The 19,427-nt window shown below is 30.2% G+C and carries 16 protein-coding genes and 1 tRNA gene; 14 read left to right on the top strand and 3 right to left on the bottom strand.

Annotation, left to right across the window (positions count from 1 at the left end):
* Position 1: 1 nt before the first annotated feature.
* Positions 2 to 1,024: a lysylphosphatidylglycerol synthase transmembrane domain-containing protein gene (locus tag EQM13_RS13330; protein ID WP_071139948.1), complete on the top strand. Its 1,023-nt coding sequence runs from the start codon at positions 2 to 4 to the stop codon at positions 1,022 to 1,024.
* A gap of 13 nt (positions 1,025 to 1,037) precedes the next feature.
* Here the strand turns inward: EQM13_RS13330 and pepT are convergent, their stop codons facing one another.
* Positions 1,038 to 2,270 (bottom strand): peptidase T, encoded by a 1,233-nt coding sequence (gene pepT / locus EQM13_RS13325; protein ID WP_071139949.1) that lies wholly within the window; start codon positions 2,268 to 2,270, stop codon positions 1,038 to 1,040.
* A 199-nt stretch (positions 2,271 to 2,469) separates the two neighbouring features.
* On the opposite strand from pepT, the gene EQM13_RS13320 reads away from it, so the two are divergent.
* The 7 genes from EQM13_RS13320 (at position 2,470) to EQM13_RS19055 (ending at position 8,634) form a co-directional block, all read left to right on the top strand.
* Positions 2,470 to 4,161, top strand: a complete 1,692-nt coding sequence (locus tag EQM13_RS13320) for a glycosyl hydrolase family 18 protein (RefSeq protein WP_071139950.1) — start codon at positions 2,470 to 2,472, stop codon at positions 4,159 to 4,161.
* A gap of 24 nt (positions 4,162 to 4,185) precedes the next feature.
* On the top strand, positions 4,186 to 4,362 hold the full coding sequence (locus tag EQM13_RS13315) for an aspartyl-phosphate phosphatase Spo0E family protein (protein WP_083381858.1): 177 nt from the start codon (positions 4,186 to 4,188) through the stop codon (positions 4,360 to 4,362).
* Between the two features lie 294 nt (positions 4,363 to 4,656).
* Positions 4,657 to 5,538 carry a DegV family protein gene (locus EQM13_RS13310; RefSeq protein ID WP_071139951.1) on the top strand — a complete coding sequence of 294 codons (882 nt, stop codon included), beginning with the start codon at positions 4,657 to 4,659 and terminating at the stop codon, positions 5,536 to 5,538.
* A gap of 341 nt (positions 5,539 to 5,879) precedes the next feature.
* Positions 5,880 to 7,184 (top strand): phenylacetate--CoA ligase family protein, encoded by a 1,305-nt coding sequence (locus tag EQM13_RS13305; protein ID WP_128752954.1) that lies wholly within the window; start codon positions 5,880 to 5,882, stop codon positions 7,182 to 7,184.
* Between the two features lie 274 nt (positions 7,185 to 7,458).
* Positions 7,459 to 7,534, top strand: a tRNA-Lys gene (locus tag EQM13_RS13300).
* Between the two features lie 323 nt (positions 7,535 to 7,857).
* Positions 7,858 to 8,049: a hypothetical protein gene (locus tag EQM13_RS13295; RefSeq protein ID WP_128752953.1), complete on the top strand. Its 192-nt coding sequence runs from the start codon at positions 7,858 to 7,860 to the stop codon at positions 8,047 to 8,049.
* 156 nt (positions 8,050 to 8,205) lie between these two features.
* A complete protein-coding gene (locus EQM13_RS19055) occupies positions 8,206 to 8,634 on the top strand; it encodes a putative ABC transporter permease (RefSeq protein ID WP_071139954.1) in 429 nt (142 codons plus the stop codon).
* A 321-nt stretch (positions 8,635 to 8,955) separates the two neighbouring features.
* Here EQM13_RS19055 and EQM13_RS13285 read toward each other — a convergent pair whose 3' ends face one another.
* Positions 8,956 to 9,603 (bottom strand): HAD family hydrolase, encoded by a 648-nt coding sequence (locus EQM13_RS13285; protein ID WP_128752952.1) that lies wholly within the window; start codon positions 9,601 to 9,603, stop codon positions 8,956 to 8,958.
* Positions 9,604 to 9,847: 244 nt separating this feature from the next.
* Here EQM13_RS13285 and EQM13_RS13280 point away from each other — a divergent pair, with 244 nt between their 5' ends.
* Complete coding sequence (locus tag EQM13_RS13280) at positions 9,848 to 10,771, top strand: DMT family transporter (RefSeq protein WP_114218537.1); 924 nt, start codon at positions 9,848 to 9,850, stop codon at positions 10,769 to 10,771.
* A 48-nt stretch (positions 10,772 to 10,819) separates the two neighbouring features.
* The gene (locus tag EQM13_RS13275; RefSeq protein ID WP_161567254.1) at positions 10,820 to 11,884 is read left to right on the top strand and encodes a GerMN domain-containing protein; all 1,065 of its coding nucleotides are present in this window, start codon (positions 10,820 to 10,822) and stop codon (positions 11,882 to 11,884) included.
* 221 nt (positions 11,885 to 12,105) lie between these two features.
* Here the strand turns inward: EQM13_RS13275 and EQM13_RS13270 are convergent, their stop codons facing one another.
* Positions 12,106 to 13,974, bottom strand: coding sequence for an ATP-dependent helicase (locus EQM13_RS13270; protein WP_240662935.1), 1,869 nt, complete (start codon positions 13,972 to 13,974; stop codon positions 12,106 to 12,108).
* A 197-nt stretch (positions 13,975 to 14,171) separates the two neighbouring features.
* On the opposite strand from EQM13_RS13270, the gene EQM13_RS13265 reads away from it, so the two are divergent.
* The 4 genes from EQM13_RS13265 (at position 14,172) to EQM13_RS13250 (ending at position 19,421) form a co-directional block, all read left to right on the top strand.
* Positions 14,172 to 14,726 carry a phosphatase PAP2 family protein gene (locus EQM13_RS13265; protein ID WP_083381862.1) on the top strand — a complete coding sequence of 185 codons (555 nt, stop codon included), beginning with the start codon at positions 14,172 to 14,174 and terminating at the stop codon, positions 14,724 to 14,726.
* Between the two features lie 216 nt (positions 14,727 to 14,942).
* A complete protein-coding gene (locus EQM13_RS13260) occupies positions 14,943 to 17,057 on the top strand; it encodes a heavy metal translocating P-type ATPase (RefSeq protein WP_206172703.1) in 2,115 nt (704 codons plus the stop codon).
* Positions 17,058 to 17,251: 194 nt separating this feature from the next.
* Positions 17,252 to 18,457, top strand: coding sequence for a methionine gamma-lyase (gene megL / locus EQM13_RS13255; RefSeq protein ID WP_128752949.1), 1,206 nt, complete (start codon positions 17,252 to 17,254; stop codon positions 18,455 to 18,457).
* Positions 18,458 to 18,665: 208 nt separating this feature from the next.
* Positions 18,666 to 19,421 (top strand): alpha/beta hydrolase family protein, encoded by a 756-nt coding sequence (locus tag EQM13_RS13250; RefSeq protein ID WP_128752948.1) that lies wholly within the window; start codon positions 18,666 to 18,668, stop codon positions 19,419 to 19,421.
* Positions 19,422 to 19,427: the final 6 nt, after the last annotated feature.

Raw genomic sequence — 19,427 nt, 5'->3', positions numbered from 1 at the left:
CATGAATAAGAATAGAAGGAATAATGTATCTTTAGTATTGGTTATAGCTTTTTTTTTAATATTTATATTTATTAATAAAGATTTAAAAGACTTTCCTGAAGTAATAATTGCTGCTAATACTAAATATTTGATTGTGGCCGTATTGCTGATGTTTGGAAACTGGGCTTTAGACGGAATTATATTAAATGTTTTAACTAACAAGATTTATGGCAAGGTAAAATTTTTAAAATCTTTTAGATTTTCGTTAGTTGGGCAGTATTATAGTGCTATTACTCCATTTTCTGCGGGAGGACAACCAGCGCAGATATATTTGATGTCTAAGGATTCCATACCGGTATCAAAGAGTTCTCTTATATTATTTAATAAATTCGTAATATACCAAGCAGCAGTAACGCTTTACTATTTAATAATGTTTATTTTCAAATTTAATTTTGTATCCGTTAATGCAAAATCAGTGTTGCCTTTTGCAATATTTGGATTATTCTTATATGTAGTAGTACTGATAGGTATAACTTTATTATTTTATAAGCCAAGTTGGATAAAACCCATAGTTTTAACTTTATATAAATTTTTAAGTAAGATCAAAATTATGAAAAATTTAGAGAAATATAAATACAAGATAGAAAAGTTCGTGGAAGAATATGAAATTAGTGCGGAAAAAATTAAAAGAAACAGAAATAATAATTTGGGGCTTTTCTTACTTTCAACAATTCAGATAACTTTTGATTTAAGTGTAACTTATTTTGTTTATTTATCCATGCACCTTAGAAAAGCAGCATATCTGGATGTTATAGCCGTTCAGTCTATTGTATATTTGGTGGCGGTTTTTATGCCGACTCCGGGGAGTATAGGTGCTTCGGAAGGAGGGTATTACCTCTTGTTTAAGCCAATATTTACCAAGAACTTAATATTACATTCCTTAATTCTATGGAGAGCTATAAACTATTATTTGAAAATTTTAATTACAGGATTTGTTACTTTTATAGATCATTTAATTAGGAGAAGAAAAAAAATTGTAATATAAAAATATCCTCAGCTTAGGCTAAGGATATTTCTTTGGTTAAATCTGCTATTTTAATTATTGTTTCAACAGCCTTATTCATGGCAAATACAGGTACATATTCAAATTTTCCATGAAAATTATGTCCGCCGGTAAAGATGTTAGGACAAGGCAATCCCTTAAAGGACAACATTGCTCCGTCTGTACCACCCCTAATAGGAATAATGGAGGGAGTTACAGATACTTCTTTCATGGCATTTTTTGCTATGTCAACAACATACATCACAGGTTCTATTTTTTCTTTCATATTATAGTATTGATCTTTATATTCCATAACAATAATATTACCATATTTTTCATTCATAAAATCAACTATTTTTTTAAATAAATTCTTCTTCTGTTCGAATTTTTCCCTATTATGGTCTCTGATGATATAATTAATGACCGTTTGTTCCACATTTCCATTTATTTTGGTAATATGGTAAAACCCTTCATATTTTTCGGTATACTCCGGTCTTTCGCTTACAGGCAGAAGGGAATTCAATTCCATGGCTATAATCATTGAATTAACCATTTTATTTTTAGCAGAACCGGGATGAACATTTCTGCCATTTATAATTATTTTTACTTCTGCCCCGTTAAAGTTTTCATACTCCAATTCTCCTATTTTTCCTCCATCAACGGTATAGGCAAAATCAGCCCCGAATTTTTTTACATCGAAATAATCTGCACCTCTTCCTATTTCTTCATCGGGAGTGAACCCTATTTTAATTTCGCCATGAGGAATTTTGGGATTTTCAATTAAAAATTCCATTGCTGTTACGATTTCAGCAATTCCTGCTTTATCGTCAGCACCTAATAAAGTAGTTCCGTCAGTTGTGATGATATCCTTTCCTATGTAATCTTTTATTTCAGGGAAATCTTCAGGAGAAAGGATAATATTTAAATCCTTATTTAGCAGGATATTATTGCCGTCATAATTTTTTATTATTTTTGGTTTTACATTTTTCCCCGACATGTCCGGGCTGGTATCCATATGAGCAATAAATCCTATGGTTGGAACAGTTTTATCAATATTTGATGGCAGAGTTGCATATAGATATCCTTTGTCATCGAACACAACAGAAGAAAGGCCTAAATCCTTCAATTCTTGTTCTAAATATTTTCCAAACTCTAATTGTTCTTTAGAACTTGGAACTGTTTTAGATTCTTCATTAGAAGTAGTTTCATAACTTACATATTTTAAAAATCTATTTAATATTTTCGACATTTTTCCACCTCCGCTCCTTTTGACATTATTATACTACATTTTTATAAAAAATAAAAAATAACATTTATAATTAACTAAAATTAGATATTATAATAATTCTTAAACATTATTGTAGATAAAAGGAAAAAAATTAATATGGAATATTATTATTAAACTGATATAATTAAAAAAGGAATAAGATTAGAAGGAGGGTAGATAGATGAAAAAAAGTAAAAATATTGTCACTTTGATAATGTTTTTAGCTTTAATTCTTAATTTTTTCGTATTGAGCTTGACAAGTGCAGAAAATATTAAACAGAAGGATATTTTAAAGAGTAAATTGGTAGTAGAGGGCAATGAAGAAGGGGAACGACTTTCTATAGTAAATTCTAAGGGAATATTTATTCCTGTTGAGATACTGAAGAAGTATTTTGATAACGATATTTCAATAAAGGAAGAAGAGAACAGGTTACATATAGTTATACAAAAACCTGCTTTTACTTTGGAAAATTTTACGCTTTCTAATAGAATAAAGGACGGAGTATCATTAAATTTTCCAATCCAAAATATAGATGGTGTAAATTACATAAATATTAAGGGTATAGAAAAAATATTGGGAATAAGCTCTTCTTATATAAAGGATTCAAATATTCTGATTTTAGACAAAATAAAGGACAAGCAAATGATAGGGAAAACTGTTAATAAGACAAAATTAAAGTCCCCTTACAATAAATTTTTCTTTTATATTCCAACTATAAGATATATAAATAAAGGAGAAAAGGTATTTATTTTTGATGAAAAGGGAAATGATTACAAAGTTAGGACAAAGCAAGGAGAAGTTGGCTTTATAAAAAAAGATGAACTTCAATTAGGATGGGAAGTTTACAATAATGATTTAAAACTTAATACTCTAAGAGAAAACTATTCTCCCAAAGGGAAAATAAATATTGTATGGGATCAGATAACAGATATGACTCCAGATACTGGTGATGAAGATAAAATAGACGGACTGGATGTTATAGTCCCTACTTGGTTTTCCGTGATAAATGACAAAGGATATATTTTGAATAAAGGAGATTATAAATATGTGGAAAATGCTCATAACAAGGGCTATAAAGTTTGGGCATTAATAGACAATAATTTTGATAAGGAGTTAACCAGCAAAATATTAAAAAGTTCTGATGCTAAGAAAAATATTATAAATCAGTTATTGATATATTCGAGCATATACAATTTGGATGGCATAAATATTGATTTTGAAAATGTGTATTATGAAGATAAGGATAGGTTCACAAATTTTATTTCTGAACTTACGCAAACTTTAAAACAGCAAAATATTTCAGTTTCCATAGATATAACTGTTCCATCTGCAAGTCCTACATGGTCTAAATTTTATGACAGGCAAAAATTGGGCAAAATTGTAGACTATTGCATGTTAATGGCTTACGATGAAACTCCCGGAGATAGTAAATTAAGCGGTCCGGTAGCATCTATTAATTGGGTAACCAAAGGCATAACAGATACTATTAAGTCCGGAATTCCAGGAGAAAAGCTTATATTGGGAATTCCATTTTATACAAGGCAATGGGAGGAAGCAAAAGATACAAAAGGCAATATAAGTGTAAAATCAAAAACACTTTCTATGAAGGCTGTAAATAAAATAATTATGGAGAATGACTGCAAACCTGTTTGGTTAAGTAATTATGGTCAGAATTATATAGAATATGCAAAGGCTGGGAAGAGATATAGGATTTGGATAGAGGATAAAAAATCTGTAAAGCTAAAATCTGACCTTGTAGCAAAATATAATTTAAAAGGAATTTCTTCTTGGAGAAAAGGCTTTGAAGAGCCAGACATTTGGGAGGTAATTAATTATACTGTTAAAGGAGAAAAAATTGCAAGTAGCAATTAATATTCTGGAAGGGAATGGAGATTTATGAATAATATAATTACTTTAGAAAATTTGAAAGTGGAAATAGAGAAAAAGAGAGAGGAACTTAACAATTTGATGGTATGTGAAATAGATAAATATAAGATTCTTGATTTTAGTCAAAAATTAGACAAGTTAATATTTCAGTATTATAAATTTAGAGAAAATGAAAAGAGTAATTGAGCAGAGTTTGGAGCTCTGCTTCAATTCTAAATGTAAGATTTTGTTATGTTATAATTATAATAATAAGGAAAATATTATAATCAATATAATTATTCCTGCAATTGTTCCTATTACATAACGAAGTGTTTTTTTCTTTATAAAGAAAAATTTCATATTACCCACCCCTTATTTTTCTTGTAGTATAATTTATTTATTAAAAATCATTTATATGCCATGTTTTCTTTTTTTATATTTTAAATGTATCTTTTTAGTGGTATTATATACTTAAGATAACTTTAAAAAGGGGGATGTTTAATGACAATAAAAATATTGAGTGATAGTGCATGTGATCTGCCAGAGGAAATATTAGATGAATATAACATAGAGATATTACCTATTGTGGTAAATAAAGGAGAAAAAGAATTTTTAGACAGAGCAACGTTAATGCCTAAAGAAATGTATGATGATATGCGTAATGGAGCGGTTTATAAGACTGCCCAAATTCCGCCTCATATGTTTGAAGAAAAGTTTGAAGAAATTGCAAAGAAAAAAGAAAGCGCAATATATATAGCATTTTCTTCTGGCCTTTCCGGAACATATCAAACTGCTGTAATAGTAAGAGATACAATGAAAGGAAAGTATCCTGAGCTGGACCTTGACATAGTGGATTCTAAGTCGGCCTCCTTAGGATTTGGACTTATTGTACATAAGGCGGCTCAGATGGCGAAAGAAGGCAAGGTCAAGGCAGAAATACTCAAAACTATAGAGTTTTATGTGAAGCATATCGAACACATATTTACTGTTGATGACATAGAGTATCTTTTTAGAGGAGGAAGAGTCAGGAGATCTCAGGCATTCATAGGAGGATTACTAAATATTAAACCTATATTGGTCTTTAATGATGGGAAAATTGTTCCATTTGAAAAAATTAGGGGAAGAAACAAAGTAATGAAAAGAATGTTGGAGATAATGGAGGAAAGAGGAAAAAGTGCGGATCTTAAAAATCAGGTTATAGGGATTAACCATGGTGATGATATTAATGGAGCAATGCAGCTAAAGAAAATGATTGAAGAAGAGTTTGGCTGCAAAGAGTTTATAATTAATATGTTGTGCTGTTCTATAGGTGCACATTCGGGACCAGGGACATTGTCTGTGTTCTTTTTAAATGAAAAACCGGATAAAGTGATTGAGTTATAAGAATATTTGATAGAGAAGATTATATAATTATAATAATAGAAAAATAATTCAATATCAGTTTTTATGATTTTGCCATTAAACTTCCGCAAAACCTCATACCGTTGTGGCTGAGAATGTAAGGATTTTCAATGAGGAGAGTTATATGTTTTCCTAATTGAACTTTTATACGAAGTTTTTATTCTTGGGGTATGGGAGATTCACATAAGTGATAATTTGGAGGAAGGGTTAATGGTTTTATTTTGTGGTAAAATATATTCATAAAGAATGAGGATTTTTCTGTTTGATGAAATTGTGTTTAGACGGGAGGAGATATTATTATTTCTTTAATTAAATATGGAAGGATGTATTATAATCATAATAAATGGGATAGAAATGAAATTATGGATTATAGTGATAAATGTTTTAGAAATATACTTAAATATGCCTATAGGAACAGCACTTTTTATAGAAGGTATTATGCGAGTTATGGTATAAAGTTTGAACATTTAAACACTATTGATCCAAAGGATATTCCTTATATGGATAAGGAAAAAGTCAGAAATAATTTTTTTGATATTCCAACTCTTAAGATAAAAAAGAGATATTTAAATGATGCATTAAAAAGGAATGAACTCTTGCTCAAGGTGGGTAACTATTATTTGGTTCATACTTCCGGAAGTACGGGAAGGCCATGTAGTTTTTTATATGGGAAAAGAGCTTTAAACAAAATTGAATCCAATTTTGTTAGATTGAGTATAGGGGGAAAGAACTCCATAAGAATGACTGATTTTCCCATAAGAACTCTTTATATAGCAAGTGTAGGTAGCGGATATGCATGTACTGCTTTAGCTCTGGAAGGTATAAAGAAATATAAATCAAGGAGTGTAGTAGTTAGTGCTCTTGAACCTTTAGAAAAATGGCAAAGAATTGTCGGCGATTTTAAACCGAATTATATTGGCGGTTACCCTTCTTGTATAAAAATTGCAGCTCATCTTCAAGAAGAAGGGAAAATAAAATTAAGGCCCAAGAAAATTATTACCGGCGGAGAGCCTTTGACGAAAGAAACTTCAAAATATTTCTCAGAATTGTTTAATGCGGATATAATAGATTATTACGGATGTACGGAATCCATTATTATTGGAGCAGGAGCAAGCTATTATGACGGAATGTATTTATTTGACGATATGAACTATATAGAGGTCGATAAAGATAATAAACTTGTTATTACTCCATTTTATAATAATACCTTTCCTCTAATTAGATATAGATTAAATGATATAGTTGAGGATTTTAACTATGATGGAGAAGGGGTTCTTCCTTACACTCATATAAATAGAATTATAGGAAGAGAAGAGGAAGTAATGTGGTTTAAAAACAGTAGTGGGAATTTTGATTTTCTTCACCCGCTATTTTTAGATGATATAGATGTGAAAGGCATAAAGTATTATCAATTTATACAGAAGAGCGATACGTTTTTTAGCTTAAAATGTGTAAAGTTCTCAAATTCAGATGAGGAAGAATTAATAAAAAATTTAAAGGGCTTATTAGATAATTTTCTTAAGAAAAAAAATATGGAAAATGTAAAGTATGATATTTCTTTTGAGAAAAGCTTAGCCATAAATCCTCATACTGGGAAAACAACTATGGTAATTAAGAAATTAAAATAAATTTTTATATTTATTATGATTTTTATCATATAAAATATGTGAATTATTCTAACTTATATAAGATGGGAGAATTCTTGCTAAGAAAATTAAATAAAATATGGAGATGAGTTATTGTTATGTATTGCGGAGAAAAAGTGCGCTTAAGAGAATACCATGATGAAATTATCATGGGCATATTAAGAGAGGATTATGGAAAAATAATTAACAAAAAATAAATTAAAATGCTGGACAAATATAATAAATGAGTGTATAATAAGTAATGTTATTTGGTTTTGCACCTTTAGCTCAGTTGGTAGAGCAACTGACTCTTAATCAGTGGGCCCAGGGTTCGAGTCCCTGAAGGTGCACCAGAAGGAACACCTTGCAACCAGTGGGTTGTGAGGTTTTTTTATTTTTATTTAGCAACCCTCAATATGGTATCTTCGTGCCACTCTGATTTTTTCCTTTCATTCCATACTCCCAACAGAGATTATTACACGCTCCAATAGAAATCCCTTTATATTATTATTTCAGGATGTATCTCTCCAATTATCATAGGAATTAGTTTGTAAATATTATGAATTAAAATCATCATAGGACATTCTAATAACAACATAAATATAAGGTGAGATGATTGATCGAAGGATAATAGCAATTCAGATATTTTTGGAAAGCGAAGAAAGGGAGGCTAACCATGAATGACAAAGAGAAAATCAGAATATTGGATGATGAAATAAAAAGGCTTAGAGATGAGGTTATAACGTGGAAAACACGATATGAGGAATTGAAAAATTGTGTAGAAATAATCAATGCCGAAAGGCTGGAAGAAGCCAAAAGGCAGAGAGAATTCCTATATTCTCTTTTAAGTAAGAAAGAGGAGGAATAGAAGGCATGGAAAATAGTTGCATTATATTGATAAGCACTTACTGAATAAAATAGTAAGTGCTTTTATATTGCCGTTTGCCATTATATGGGTTATGAATATTTAAAGAAAAATTCTTCACACTATATAAAGAAATCATTATTTTGAATAATGTGAAGGATGAAGAAAATGAAACGACTGAATAAATATTTAATCTTATTCGTAATCGGAGGGATATCCTATTTTTTTATTGAAATCTTATGGAGAGGGCACTCCCATATTACAATGTTTATTTTAGGCGGCTTATGTTTTGTATCAGTAGGTTTAATAAACGAATACTATTTCAAACTTAAAAAATCTTTATTAATACAGCAGAGTGTATCTTGTTTGGTTATAACAACATTAGAATTAATATTTGGATTAATTTTGAATGTAAGGTTGAGATTAAATGTTTGGGATTATAGTAATTTAAAATTTAATTTGATGGGTCAAATATGTTTAGAATATAGTGTTTTATGGTTTTTTCTTTCTTTACCAGCTATAATTTTTTACGATTATTTAAGGCATTGGTTGTTTGGAGAGGAAAAACCACATTATAAATTTATTTAGATTTTAATACAGATAAAAAAGAATCGGGGACAAACCCCGCTAAATGGTATATAAGTTTAATATCTTCTAAACATATCGCAATTACAGAAAATGATTACTAATATGAGGAAGAAGAATAACAAAGAACTATCTATGCCACAACGTCTTTCATCTCTACTTAGTATATCATCCATATAATAAGCACCTCCTATTATAAGAGTAAAGCCTCTTAGAATAGAGTATGAAAAATATCGGCATAGTGTTAATAAATATTTTTCTAAAATAAGAATATTTTAGAAAAATATTTATGATAATCGCTAATACTTAAAACTATTTGTGCATTTACACATAAAATAAACTTTCTAATATTTCTATTGATAATTCATTGAAGTTTTTTATTATTAAATCTGCCTTAGACAGATCTTGATTCCCCGAATTAGGATTTTTATATCCTATACATTTCATGTTTGCAGCCTTTGCAGCTTCTACTCCCGCATTGGAATCTTCTATTACTATGCAATCGGTATAAGATGCATTCATCTCATTTGCGGCTTTGAGAAAAATTTCAGGAGCGGGTTTTCCGTTTTTTACTTCTTCGCCGTTTATAAATATTTTAAAATATTTTTCCAATTGAAATTTTGTTATTATTGCATCGACGCTTCTTCGATTATTAGATGAAGCCAATCCTAAGGAATAATCTTTATATACATTTTTAATAAAACTTTCAACATTATCTACCATTTGAATATCATTTATATTTTCTATGAAATTCTCTTTATACATTTCTATTAGCTTTTCTACAGAAACGGGGATGTTAAGCTTATATTTTAATTCACTCCAGCAGTCATAATCAGTTACTCCAATGTATTTAGAATGTTCTTCCACGCTAACTTTTTTGCCGAATTTTCCTAAGAGCTTATTAAATACTTCGAAATGCAAAGGTTCGCTGTCTACAATGACTCCATCCATATCGAATATTATAGTTTTCAACATATCATCTCCTTTATTTTAACAAATATCCCACCTTAACTATTATATCTTATTGGAGGATTTATTTCATTGGAAAATTATAATATTAAAAATATAAAGTCTATTTTTTGATATAAAATAAGTTGGAAAGATTTAAGATTATAAATGCTAATATAATATATGAATAAAAAATCGATAAATGTATGAATATGCCAATGCGCTTTTGCTTAGGAGCAATTTATGATATAATCGTGAAGGGTACATATTGAAAATTGAAAGGACAGATAAAATGGCAAAAAATAAAGGAATATTTTTTATAGTGATTGCATCATTTTTATTAGGCTCTATACCGTTATTTGCTAAAGTTGCTTTTAAAGGAGGACTTAATTCATTTACTACTCTGACGTTGAGATTTTTGGGGGCAGCAGTTATTTTATTTATCTATATAAAAAAGCATGGGTATAGTTTAAAGATAAACAGAAAACAGTTTTTATTTATCATGCTTATGGGATCGGCAGGATATTTTTTAACTTCAGCCTTTTTATTTAATTCTTATAAGTATATTTCTACGGGACTTGCTACGATACTTAGCTTTGTATACCCAATTGTAGTCAATCTGTTCTCCATAGTTATTTATAAAGAAAAGGTGAATTTCAGGAAAGGATTAGCTTTAGTATTATCTATAATAGGGATATATTTATTAGTGGAAAACAAAAGTGGAGTAATGAATATAAAAGGAGTTTTATTAGCATTGAGTGGAGGGTTTGCCTATGCTTTTTATATTTTAATGGGCGCTAATAAGGATCTGAAGGATATAAATTCATTTATCCTTATTTTTTATGTAACATTAGTGGCATCTTTATGTGCTTTTACTTTTAGTACAATAACAGGCCAATTTCATTTGTATATAAATTTATACTCAGTAGTAGGCGCTCTGTTTTTATCTTTAGCCTGTACTGCAATACCCCTTATATTATTTTTAATGGCTGTAAGATGTATTGGACCTTCGGAGGCTTCAATTCTTAATACTCTTGAGCCCCTTGTGAGTATTATAATAGGTGCGATAATACTAAAAGAAAAAATAGGGTTGGGAATGGTAATAGGAACTTTTTTGGTGATATTGTCAATAATAATTATTGCTATGATGGATAAAGAGAAGAATTCGGAGAAAATGAATAATGATATATAAATATTGTCAATAATAATTTATATGAAAACAATGTGTAGGAGTGATTTTATGAAAAAAAGAATTATTATTTTATGGACAATGATTTTTATGATTGGTATTACTGCCGGCTGCAGCATTGATAGCAATAAAGATAATTCAAATATAGATGCAGAAAATATTCAAGAAGAAACAATATACATACCGGATTACTATCCTTTCAAGAAGAATACAGTTATGTATTATTCGGGAGAAGGGAATGAATATGCCGAAAAAAAATCTTATTTTGAGTATATTGGCAATAACAGAGCACAGCAGAAAATATTGAATCCGGGAACCAATATGGTAAGTATTCTTGAATATAAGGATGGAGAATTAAAAGAAATATATTCGGAAGAGGAATTTTATAATATAGAAAATTTATTGAATGTAGATGAAGAAAAAAATACAGTTATATTGAAGGAACCGTTAAATGTAGGAGCTTCATGGACTCTTCCGGATGGAACTAAAAGAACCATTACAGGTTCCAATGTAGCAATAGAAACACCTTTAAGGGAATTTAAAGCTTTGGAAGTAACTACTCAAATGGGAGAAGATAAAGTTGAGAAGGATTATTATGCTAAAGGAATAGGCCTTGTTGCAAGCATATATAATGATGGAGAAACAGAGATAAAAACTCTTCTTGAAAAAATTGAAGAGAACGCTCCCTTAGTTCAAAATATGAGATTTTATTATATTCTGAACTCAGGAGAAAAAATTGTATATACTCAAAATGATATTGGATTTAAGACGAATGAAGGGATAGAAAAACTATTTGAAAATGGATTTAAGAATCCTCCTTCAGAGAAATTAATATCTCCTATTTCTCAAAACACAGCAATAAATAAAATAAATTTTGATAAAAAAAATAGAACAGTAAAAGTTGATTTTTCCAATGAATTAACTGAAGAAATGAATGCCGGAAGTAATTTTGAAGCTCAAATAATTAAAAGTATAGTAAATACATTCGGAGATTATTATGATGCAGATAAGATATATATTTCAACAGAAGGTGTTCCTTACAGTACAGGTCACTTTCAACTTAGAGAAGGAGAATTCTTTTCGGTTGAGGAAAAGGACGTAGAAGAATTCAAATAAAAGATCCTTAAAGCCTTTTTAAGGCTTTAAGGATCTTTTATAATTAATATTCCTACTTTTCTTCTTTCTTTTCTTTCTTTTCACCTTTTGCTTTTTTATTGTCTCTTTTATCTTTATCTTTTGACATTGATTTCCCTCCTTTCATGAAATTGTATAACCTTCATTAATAGTATTCCTTTTTTTGAAAAATTTAGTATAAAAAATTAAATTTAAGCAAAAAATCATAAATTTTCTAATTCATTTACAAATCGGGAAGGGTATACTTTTTTTTCACTTTTGTTTGAATAGGTTAAAAGCATAAGATTATTTTTTGTTCTGGTCATTCCCACATAAAATAACCTTCTTTCTTCTTCCATTAGCTGAATTTTGCCGTTTTCAAAGGCGTCTATACTATTGGAAGAAGGGAAATCGCCCTCAATTAAATCTATCATGAATACTCTGTCATATTCCAAACCTTTTGCACTGTGGATAGTTGAAAGATTTACTCCTTTGGTATTATATTTTGATTGAAATGTTAAATACTCTAAATATTTCAATCTTCTTAGAAGCTCTTCTAAATTTTCTGTTTTTGCAGAGATTAATTTTAAATAATAAAGTATAGTTTTTAATGAATCAAAGGTGTATCCAAATTTTAGAGCATTTTCTTTCAAATATATTTCATATTCTAAGCTCTTTTCTATAAATGTTATTGCTTCATGAGGTGCCATATTTTTAAGCCTGTTAAAATCGATTTTTATTTCCATTATTTTTTGACGATAATCTCTGCTCAAATCATTTATTTCCAATATTCTATCGAATACTGATTTATCATAATTGAGAGTTTTTATATAATCCACATAATTTTTATATATAAAGCCTTTCATTTTAAAATATATTTTTTCAAAGGAGTTTAAATCTTCAGGATTATTAGCTACATTTAAAAATGAGATGATATCTTTTATTATCCAATGATTAAAAAATTTAACATTTACATCTCTCATATGAAAGGGAATCTTGTTATTCTCTAAATATTCTATAACACCGATAGAAGATATATTATTTCTATACAATATGGCAGCATTTGAATAATCAGCAAATTTTTTCAGTTCTTTTATTATATATTCATACTGTTCTGTTATTGTATTAAGCTTCACTATATTTATAGGAGATACATAATTATTTTTTGTAAATATATTTTTGTTGTATCTTAATTTATTTTGCCTTATAAATTTATTGCATACAGAGACAATATTTCGGGATGATCGATAATTTTCTTCCATGTAGAATATTGAAAGGTCTTTAAATTCCCTTTTAAGATCAAACAGGCCTTGAGGGAAAGCGCCTCTGAATCCGTAAATGGATTGGTCATCATCTGCCACTATAAACAGATTATTTTTAGGTTTTGCTATAAGTTTAATTATTTCCAACTGAATTTTAGACGTGTCTTGTCCCTCGTCTACTTGGATGAAATCATATTTATTTCTCCATTTTGAAAGAAGGTAAGAATCCCTCTTAAGAAAATCGAGAGTTAAAACAAGCATATCATCAAAATCTATCATTTTCTTCTCTTTTTTAAAATTTTCGTATGACATATAAATCTCTTTGAAGTGGTTTATTTCAACCTTGTTTTCTTTTAAATAATCATCAACACCAATCATCATATTTTTTATATATCCTATGCCGTTGTTTATTCCTTCTAACTTTTCATCCGCGGCCCATTCACCGTTTATATCATAATATAGATTTCTTAATATAGTGATTTTATTTATAGAATTACTGTTTCCTTCTATAAGAGTATAGGGTATTCCATGTCTATTAGTATATTCCCTCAATATGCTATAGGAAAAACTGTGAATTGTTGAAAAAGTTATGGGAATAGAGGAAGTGTTTTTAAAATTATTGACAAACCTTTTTTTCATTTCTTTGGCAGAAGCCCGGCTAAAAGTGATGGAAAGTATCTTTTCCGGCAGAATTTTATGTTTTGATATTAAATTATATGTTCTATGTAAAAGGACAGTTGTTTTTCCGGAACCCGGAGCAGCCAATATAATAGCGGGACCCTTTCCGTGATTTATGGCTTTTGTTTGTTGATCATTAAAATTTATTTTCATTAGTACACCTGCTTACAATCAGATTTTAACGTTGAATTAACATATATATTATATATTAATAATAGCATACAAGATATAGATATCCAATTTTAAGATAAAATTTACTTAAAGGTATAAAAATTGTTTGCAAAAAAGTTAATAATATCTTAAAATAATATAACACAAGGTATTAACAAAATTGAAAGTGGGTGATGGAAATGAAAAAAAAATTTAAATCTTTTGATAAAAGATTACTTCATTGGTTTAATGATACAATAAAATGCAAAGTTTTAGATAGATTTATGTATAGGATAACTAACCTGGGGGGAGGAATATTTACTACAATTATTCTTCTTGCAATGATTGTATTTGGAAAAGAAAAAATAAGGGTTGCAGGGATCGAGGGGCTTACATCTCTTTCTGTCAGCCAAATATTTGTTCAAGTGTTGAAAAAATCTTTGCAAAGGGAAAGACCGTATAATATATTGAAAAACATAAATACCTTTGGAATTAATTTAAGGGACTATTCTTTTCCTTCGGGACATACTACAGCAAGTTTTTCAATTGCTACAACAATGACTCTTAATTTTCCAAGTATTTCTGTTATATTAGTAATTTTAGCACTTACAATTGGAATTTCGAGAATGTACTTGGGAGTCCATTATCCTACAGATGTTATTGCAGGAATTGTAATAGGGATTTCTTCGGCAGTTATAATTCATTTTCAGTTTATTGAATTAGTTGAAAAATTTTCTTATATTATTTATAACTAACCCATGAAAATCCTGTTAATCTTTCAAGTGTGAACACTCTTTGTTAAATTTTCCTTAAATCTGATATATGATGATAAAAAGATAGTATTAAATAAATTAATTGTTTTATTCATATTTAGTTGACAAAACTTAAATTAAGAGTTATATTTATATTAATATATGAACAATTGCTCATATGTCCATATTAACATATAACAGATGGAAGGGATGGCTGCTATGATAGAGAAGGAATTTTTGTTAGAAGGATTGAATTGTACCCATTGTGCAGGAGAAATTGAAGAAGATGCCAATAAGATAAAAGGTGTTAAAAAAGCAAATATAAATTTTGTTACTAAAAAACTAAAAGTTGAAATAGATGAAATACCAAGGGCTGAAACTGTTTCAGATGAGGTCAGATCCATTGTGAAGAGAATAGAACCTGATGTAATTATACATGAAATTGGTGGTATGACAACGGATGAAATTAAAGATGATTTAAAGACAGAAGAGGAAGAGAAAAATGATAATATAAAATTTGTAATAGGAGTAATTGTTTTTTTAGCTGCCGTAATTTTTAAATTTGAATACAGGATTGAATTTATATTATTTTTTATAAGTTATATAATAATTGGCGGAGAAGTACTGATTAATGCATTTAAAAATATTCTTAAGGGCAAGGTATTCGATGAAAATTTCTTAATGTCTATTGCTACCATAGGGGCGTTTATAATAGGAGAATATCCTGAAGCAGTATCTGTAATGCTTTTTTACGAAATAGGAGAATATTTTCAAGGAAAAGCTGTTGATCATTCAAGAAAATCTATAAGCACCTTGTTGGATATTAGACCGGATTATGCGAATATAGAAACGAATGAAGGAATAAAAAAGGTTGATCCAAATAAAATTGAAATAGGGCAGTATATAATTGTTAAGCCCGGAGAAAAAGTTCCTTTGGACGGAATAGTGGTGGAAGGAAATTCTTTCGTGGATACATCCAATATTACAGGGGAAAGTGTCCCAAGGAGTATACAACCCGGAGATAATATTTTGAGCGGATTTGTGAATAAGGAAGGGTTATTGAAAGTAAGAACTATTAAAAAATTTGGGGAATCTACTGTATCAAAGATATTGGACCTGGTTGAAAATTCTTCAAAACAGAAAGCTAATATTGAAAAATTTATTACAAGGTTTTCTAAATATTATACTTCTGTAGTAGTTTTTTCGGCCATAGCTTTAGCTTTTATTCCTCCTTTGTTTTTTCATCAAGATTTAAGTACTTGGGTATATAGAGCCTTGATATTTCTTGTTGCGTCCTGTCCATGCGCTCTGGTAGTATCCATACCCTTAGGATTTTTTGGAGGAATAGGAGGAGCTTCTAAATCAGGCATTCTTGTTAAAGGGGGAAATTACTTAGAAGGTTTAAGTATGGCGGATACTATAGTATTTGACAAGACGGGAACTTTGACTAAGGGGATATTTGAGGTTACTGAAGTTGAAGGAGTTAAGGGCTACTCTGAAGATGATATATTAAAGTTGGCAGCCTATGGAGAAATATTTTCCAACCATCCTATTGCTAAATCTATCGTTAAACAATATGGGAAAGAAATAGATAAAAGTCAAATTTCCAATTATAGAGAGATACCGGGAAAAGGAATAGAAGTTACCGTGGAGGGAAGTAAAGTTCTTCTCGGAAATGTGAAACTCCTTCAAGAGCATGGATTGAAAGTAGCTGATAAATCGAGTATAGGTACTGTAGTATACGTAAGTAAGGACGAAGAGTATATAGGCAATATAGTAATTTCCGATGAAATAAGAGATGAATCAAAGGAAACTATTAAGAAATTAAAAGCTTTAGGAATACGAAAAACAATAATGCTTTCAGGAGATAAAAAGACTACAGCCGAACAGGTAGGAAAAGAAATAGGAATAGACGAAATTTATGGAGAATTGCTACCTCAGGAAAAAGTTGAGATGATGGATCGAATCTTGAAAAATAAGAAGGGCAAGAAAAAAGTAATATTTGTAGGAGACGGGGTAAATGATGCTCCCGTAATTGCAAGAGCAGATGTGGGGATATCCATGGGAGGAATGGGTTCGGATGCGGCTGTTGAGGCTTCCGATGTGGTTATCATGGATGATGAAATAAGTAAGGTTAAAACGGCAATAAATATTTCCCACAATACGAATAGAATAGTGAGAGAAAATGTAGTTTTTGCATTGGGAGTAAAAATGGTCGTATTGATATTAGGTGCATTGGGGATAGCAAACATGTGGAGTGCGGTATTTGCAGACGTAGGAGTTGCGTTGATTTCAGTGTTTAATTCTATAAGAGCATTAAAAGTGGAAGAATAATTCTTCTGTTTTTTTTAATATACATTAGTGTATGTTTTCCGTAAAATGAGTTTCAAAAAAGCTTTCCTTAATTTATTAATATTTCAATGGAAGCTTTTTTATTATTATGATAGAATTAAAACGAGAGGGGATGAACAGGGTTATAATAATGGAAATATGGATTATAAAATAAAATTTGTAGGAGGGTTTATTATATGGATAGAGAAGATATAAATACTCTGGGATTTGGAACGAAAGCTATTCACGGAGGTCATAAAAAGGATTCTCAGTATGGTTCTTTGGCTACGCCTATATTTCAAACGTCTACATTTGTATTTGATTCTGCTGAGCAGGGAGGGAAAAGGTTTGCCTTAGAAGAATCGGGCTACATATATACAAGGTTGGGAAATCCAACGGTTGCCGAGGCGGAAGAAAAGATAGCTTTATTGGAAGGAGGAGAGGCTGGAGCGGCGACTTCTTCAGGCATGGGAGCGGTGGCAGCATCTTTATGGACTGCTTTAAAAGCGGGAGATCATGTAGTTGCTTCCGATACTCTCTACGGATGTACTTTTTCGCTTTTAAACCATGGACTTACCAGATTCGGAGTAGATGTTACATTTGTAGATATAAGTAATCTTGAAGAACTGGAATCTGCCATGAGGCCTAATACTAAAGTTGTTTATTTAGAAACTCCTGCAAATCCCACTTTAAAAATTACCGATATTGAAGCCGTATCTAAAATAGCTCATAAGGTTAAGGGATGTTTGGTATTTGTTGACAATACCTTCAGCACTCCTTATATACAAAAGCCCTTAGAACTCGGAGCAGATGTGGTTATTCATTCGGCTACAAAGTATTTAAATGGACATGGAGATGTAATTGCAGGTTTTGCAGTAGGTAGGAAGAAGTTTATAGAAGAAGTTAAGATGTTTGGAATAAAGGATATGACCGGTTCGGTTATGAGCCCCTTTGATGCATATTTAATAATAAGAGGAATGAAAACATTGGAAATAAGAATGGAAAAGCACTGTGATAATGCTATAAAAGTAGCGAAATTTTTGGAGACTCACCCTGCCGTTAAGAAAGTTTATTATCCAGGTCTTGAGAGCTTCGAATACTATGAATTAGCAAAGAAACAGATGAAATTGCCGGGAGCCATAATTTCCTTTGAATTGAAAGGCGGAATTGAGGAAGGAAAAACGGTCATGAATAATGTAAAACTTGCGAAACTTGCCGTAAGCTTAGGAGATCCTGAAACATTGATTCAGCATCCCGCATCTATGACCCATTCGCCTTATACTCCCGAGGAGAGGGCAGAAGCCGGAATCAGTGACGGACTGGTCAGATTATCGGTTGGGCTTGAAACAGCGGAAGATATAATTGCAGATTTAAAAGAAGCTTTAGATTTGGTGATAAAATAGTATAGAACATTAAAGATCCTTATTGATGAGATTTACAATAAGGATCTTTTTTTATACTTCATAGAAAAAAATTCTACTTTGTCTTAAAGATTTTATTGCAAAAAAAATTGTTTAATTTTGTTCAATAAAATGTACAATATGTTAATATAGTTTTTTTAGGCTATGAAATAATGTATATATTGATTTAATAAAGAAAGGAATGATATAAATGCTGGAAACAAAGATTATAGAGAGCAGGGCTCATGAGATGATAGCTGTATATGAATATAAAAATAAAGATGTCAGGGGAGATTACGTTCTTCTTTTTAACCATGGCTTTGTCGGCAACAAGATAACACCCCATAGAATGGCTGTAAATTTGTCCAGAAAAATTTTAGACATGGGGATAACAACGGTACGATTTGATTGTGTAGGAGCGGGGGACAGTGAAGGAGATTATGAATATATGACCATTAATGGAGAAGTTGAAGATACTCTCAATGTAGTTGAAGTTTTAAAAAAGGATTTTAATATGAAGAAATTGTTTATGATGGGTTACAGTATGGGAGGAGCAATTGCGGCATTGTCTGCTGCAGAAGTAAATCCAGATGCATTGATATTATGGTCTCCTGTCTCCAATCCGTTTTGGAATTTTTATCATTTGATTGGACATGAAAAATTTATGAAAGGGATTAATGGGAATGATGTTGATGTGGAAGGGGATATGGTTAGCCGGAAATTTTTTGAAGATATTATTAAAATAGATCCCATAAGAAAAATAAAAAATTTTGAAAATCCGGTTAGAATAATACACGGAAGTAAGGATAACGATATACTGCCCATAAATTCCATAGCATATAAATCTGTACTTAGAGATGTAAAAGTTAAATTTATAGATGAGGCAGATCACTGCTATTCTTCAGCAAAGTTTCAATCACAACTGATAGAAGAAACATCTAAGTTTATCATAGAACTGTTAAAGTAACTTATA

Source organism: Acidilutibacter cellobiosedens, assembly GCF_004103715.1.
Classification (GTDB): domain Bacteria; phylum Bacillota; class Clostridia; order Tissierellales; family Acidilutibacteraceae; genus Acidilutibacter; species Acidilutibacter cellobiosedens.
The sequence above is the reverse complement of the archived record's forward strand: the minus strand, read 5'-3'. Positions and strand labels throughout refer to the sequence as shown.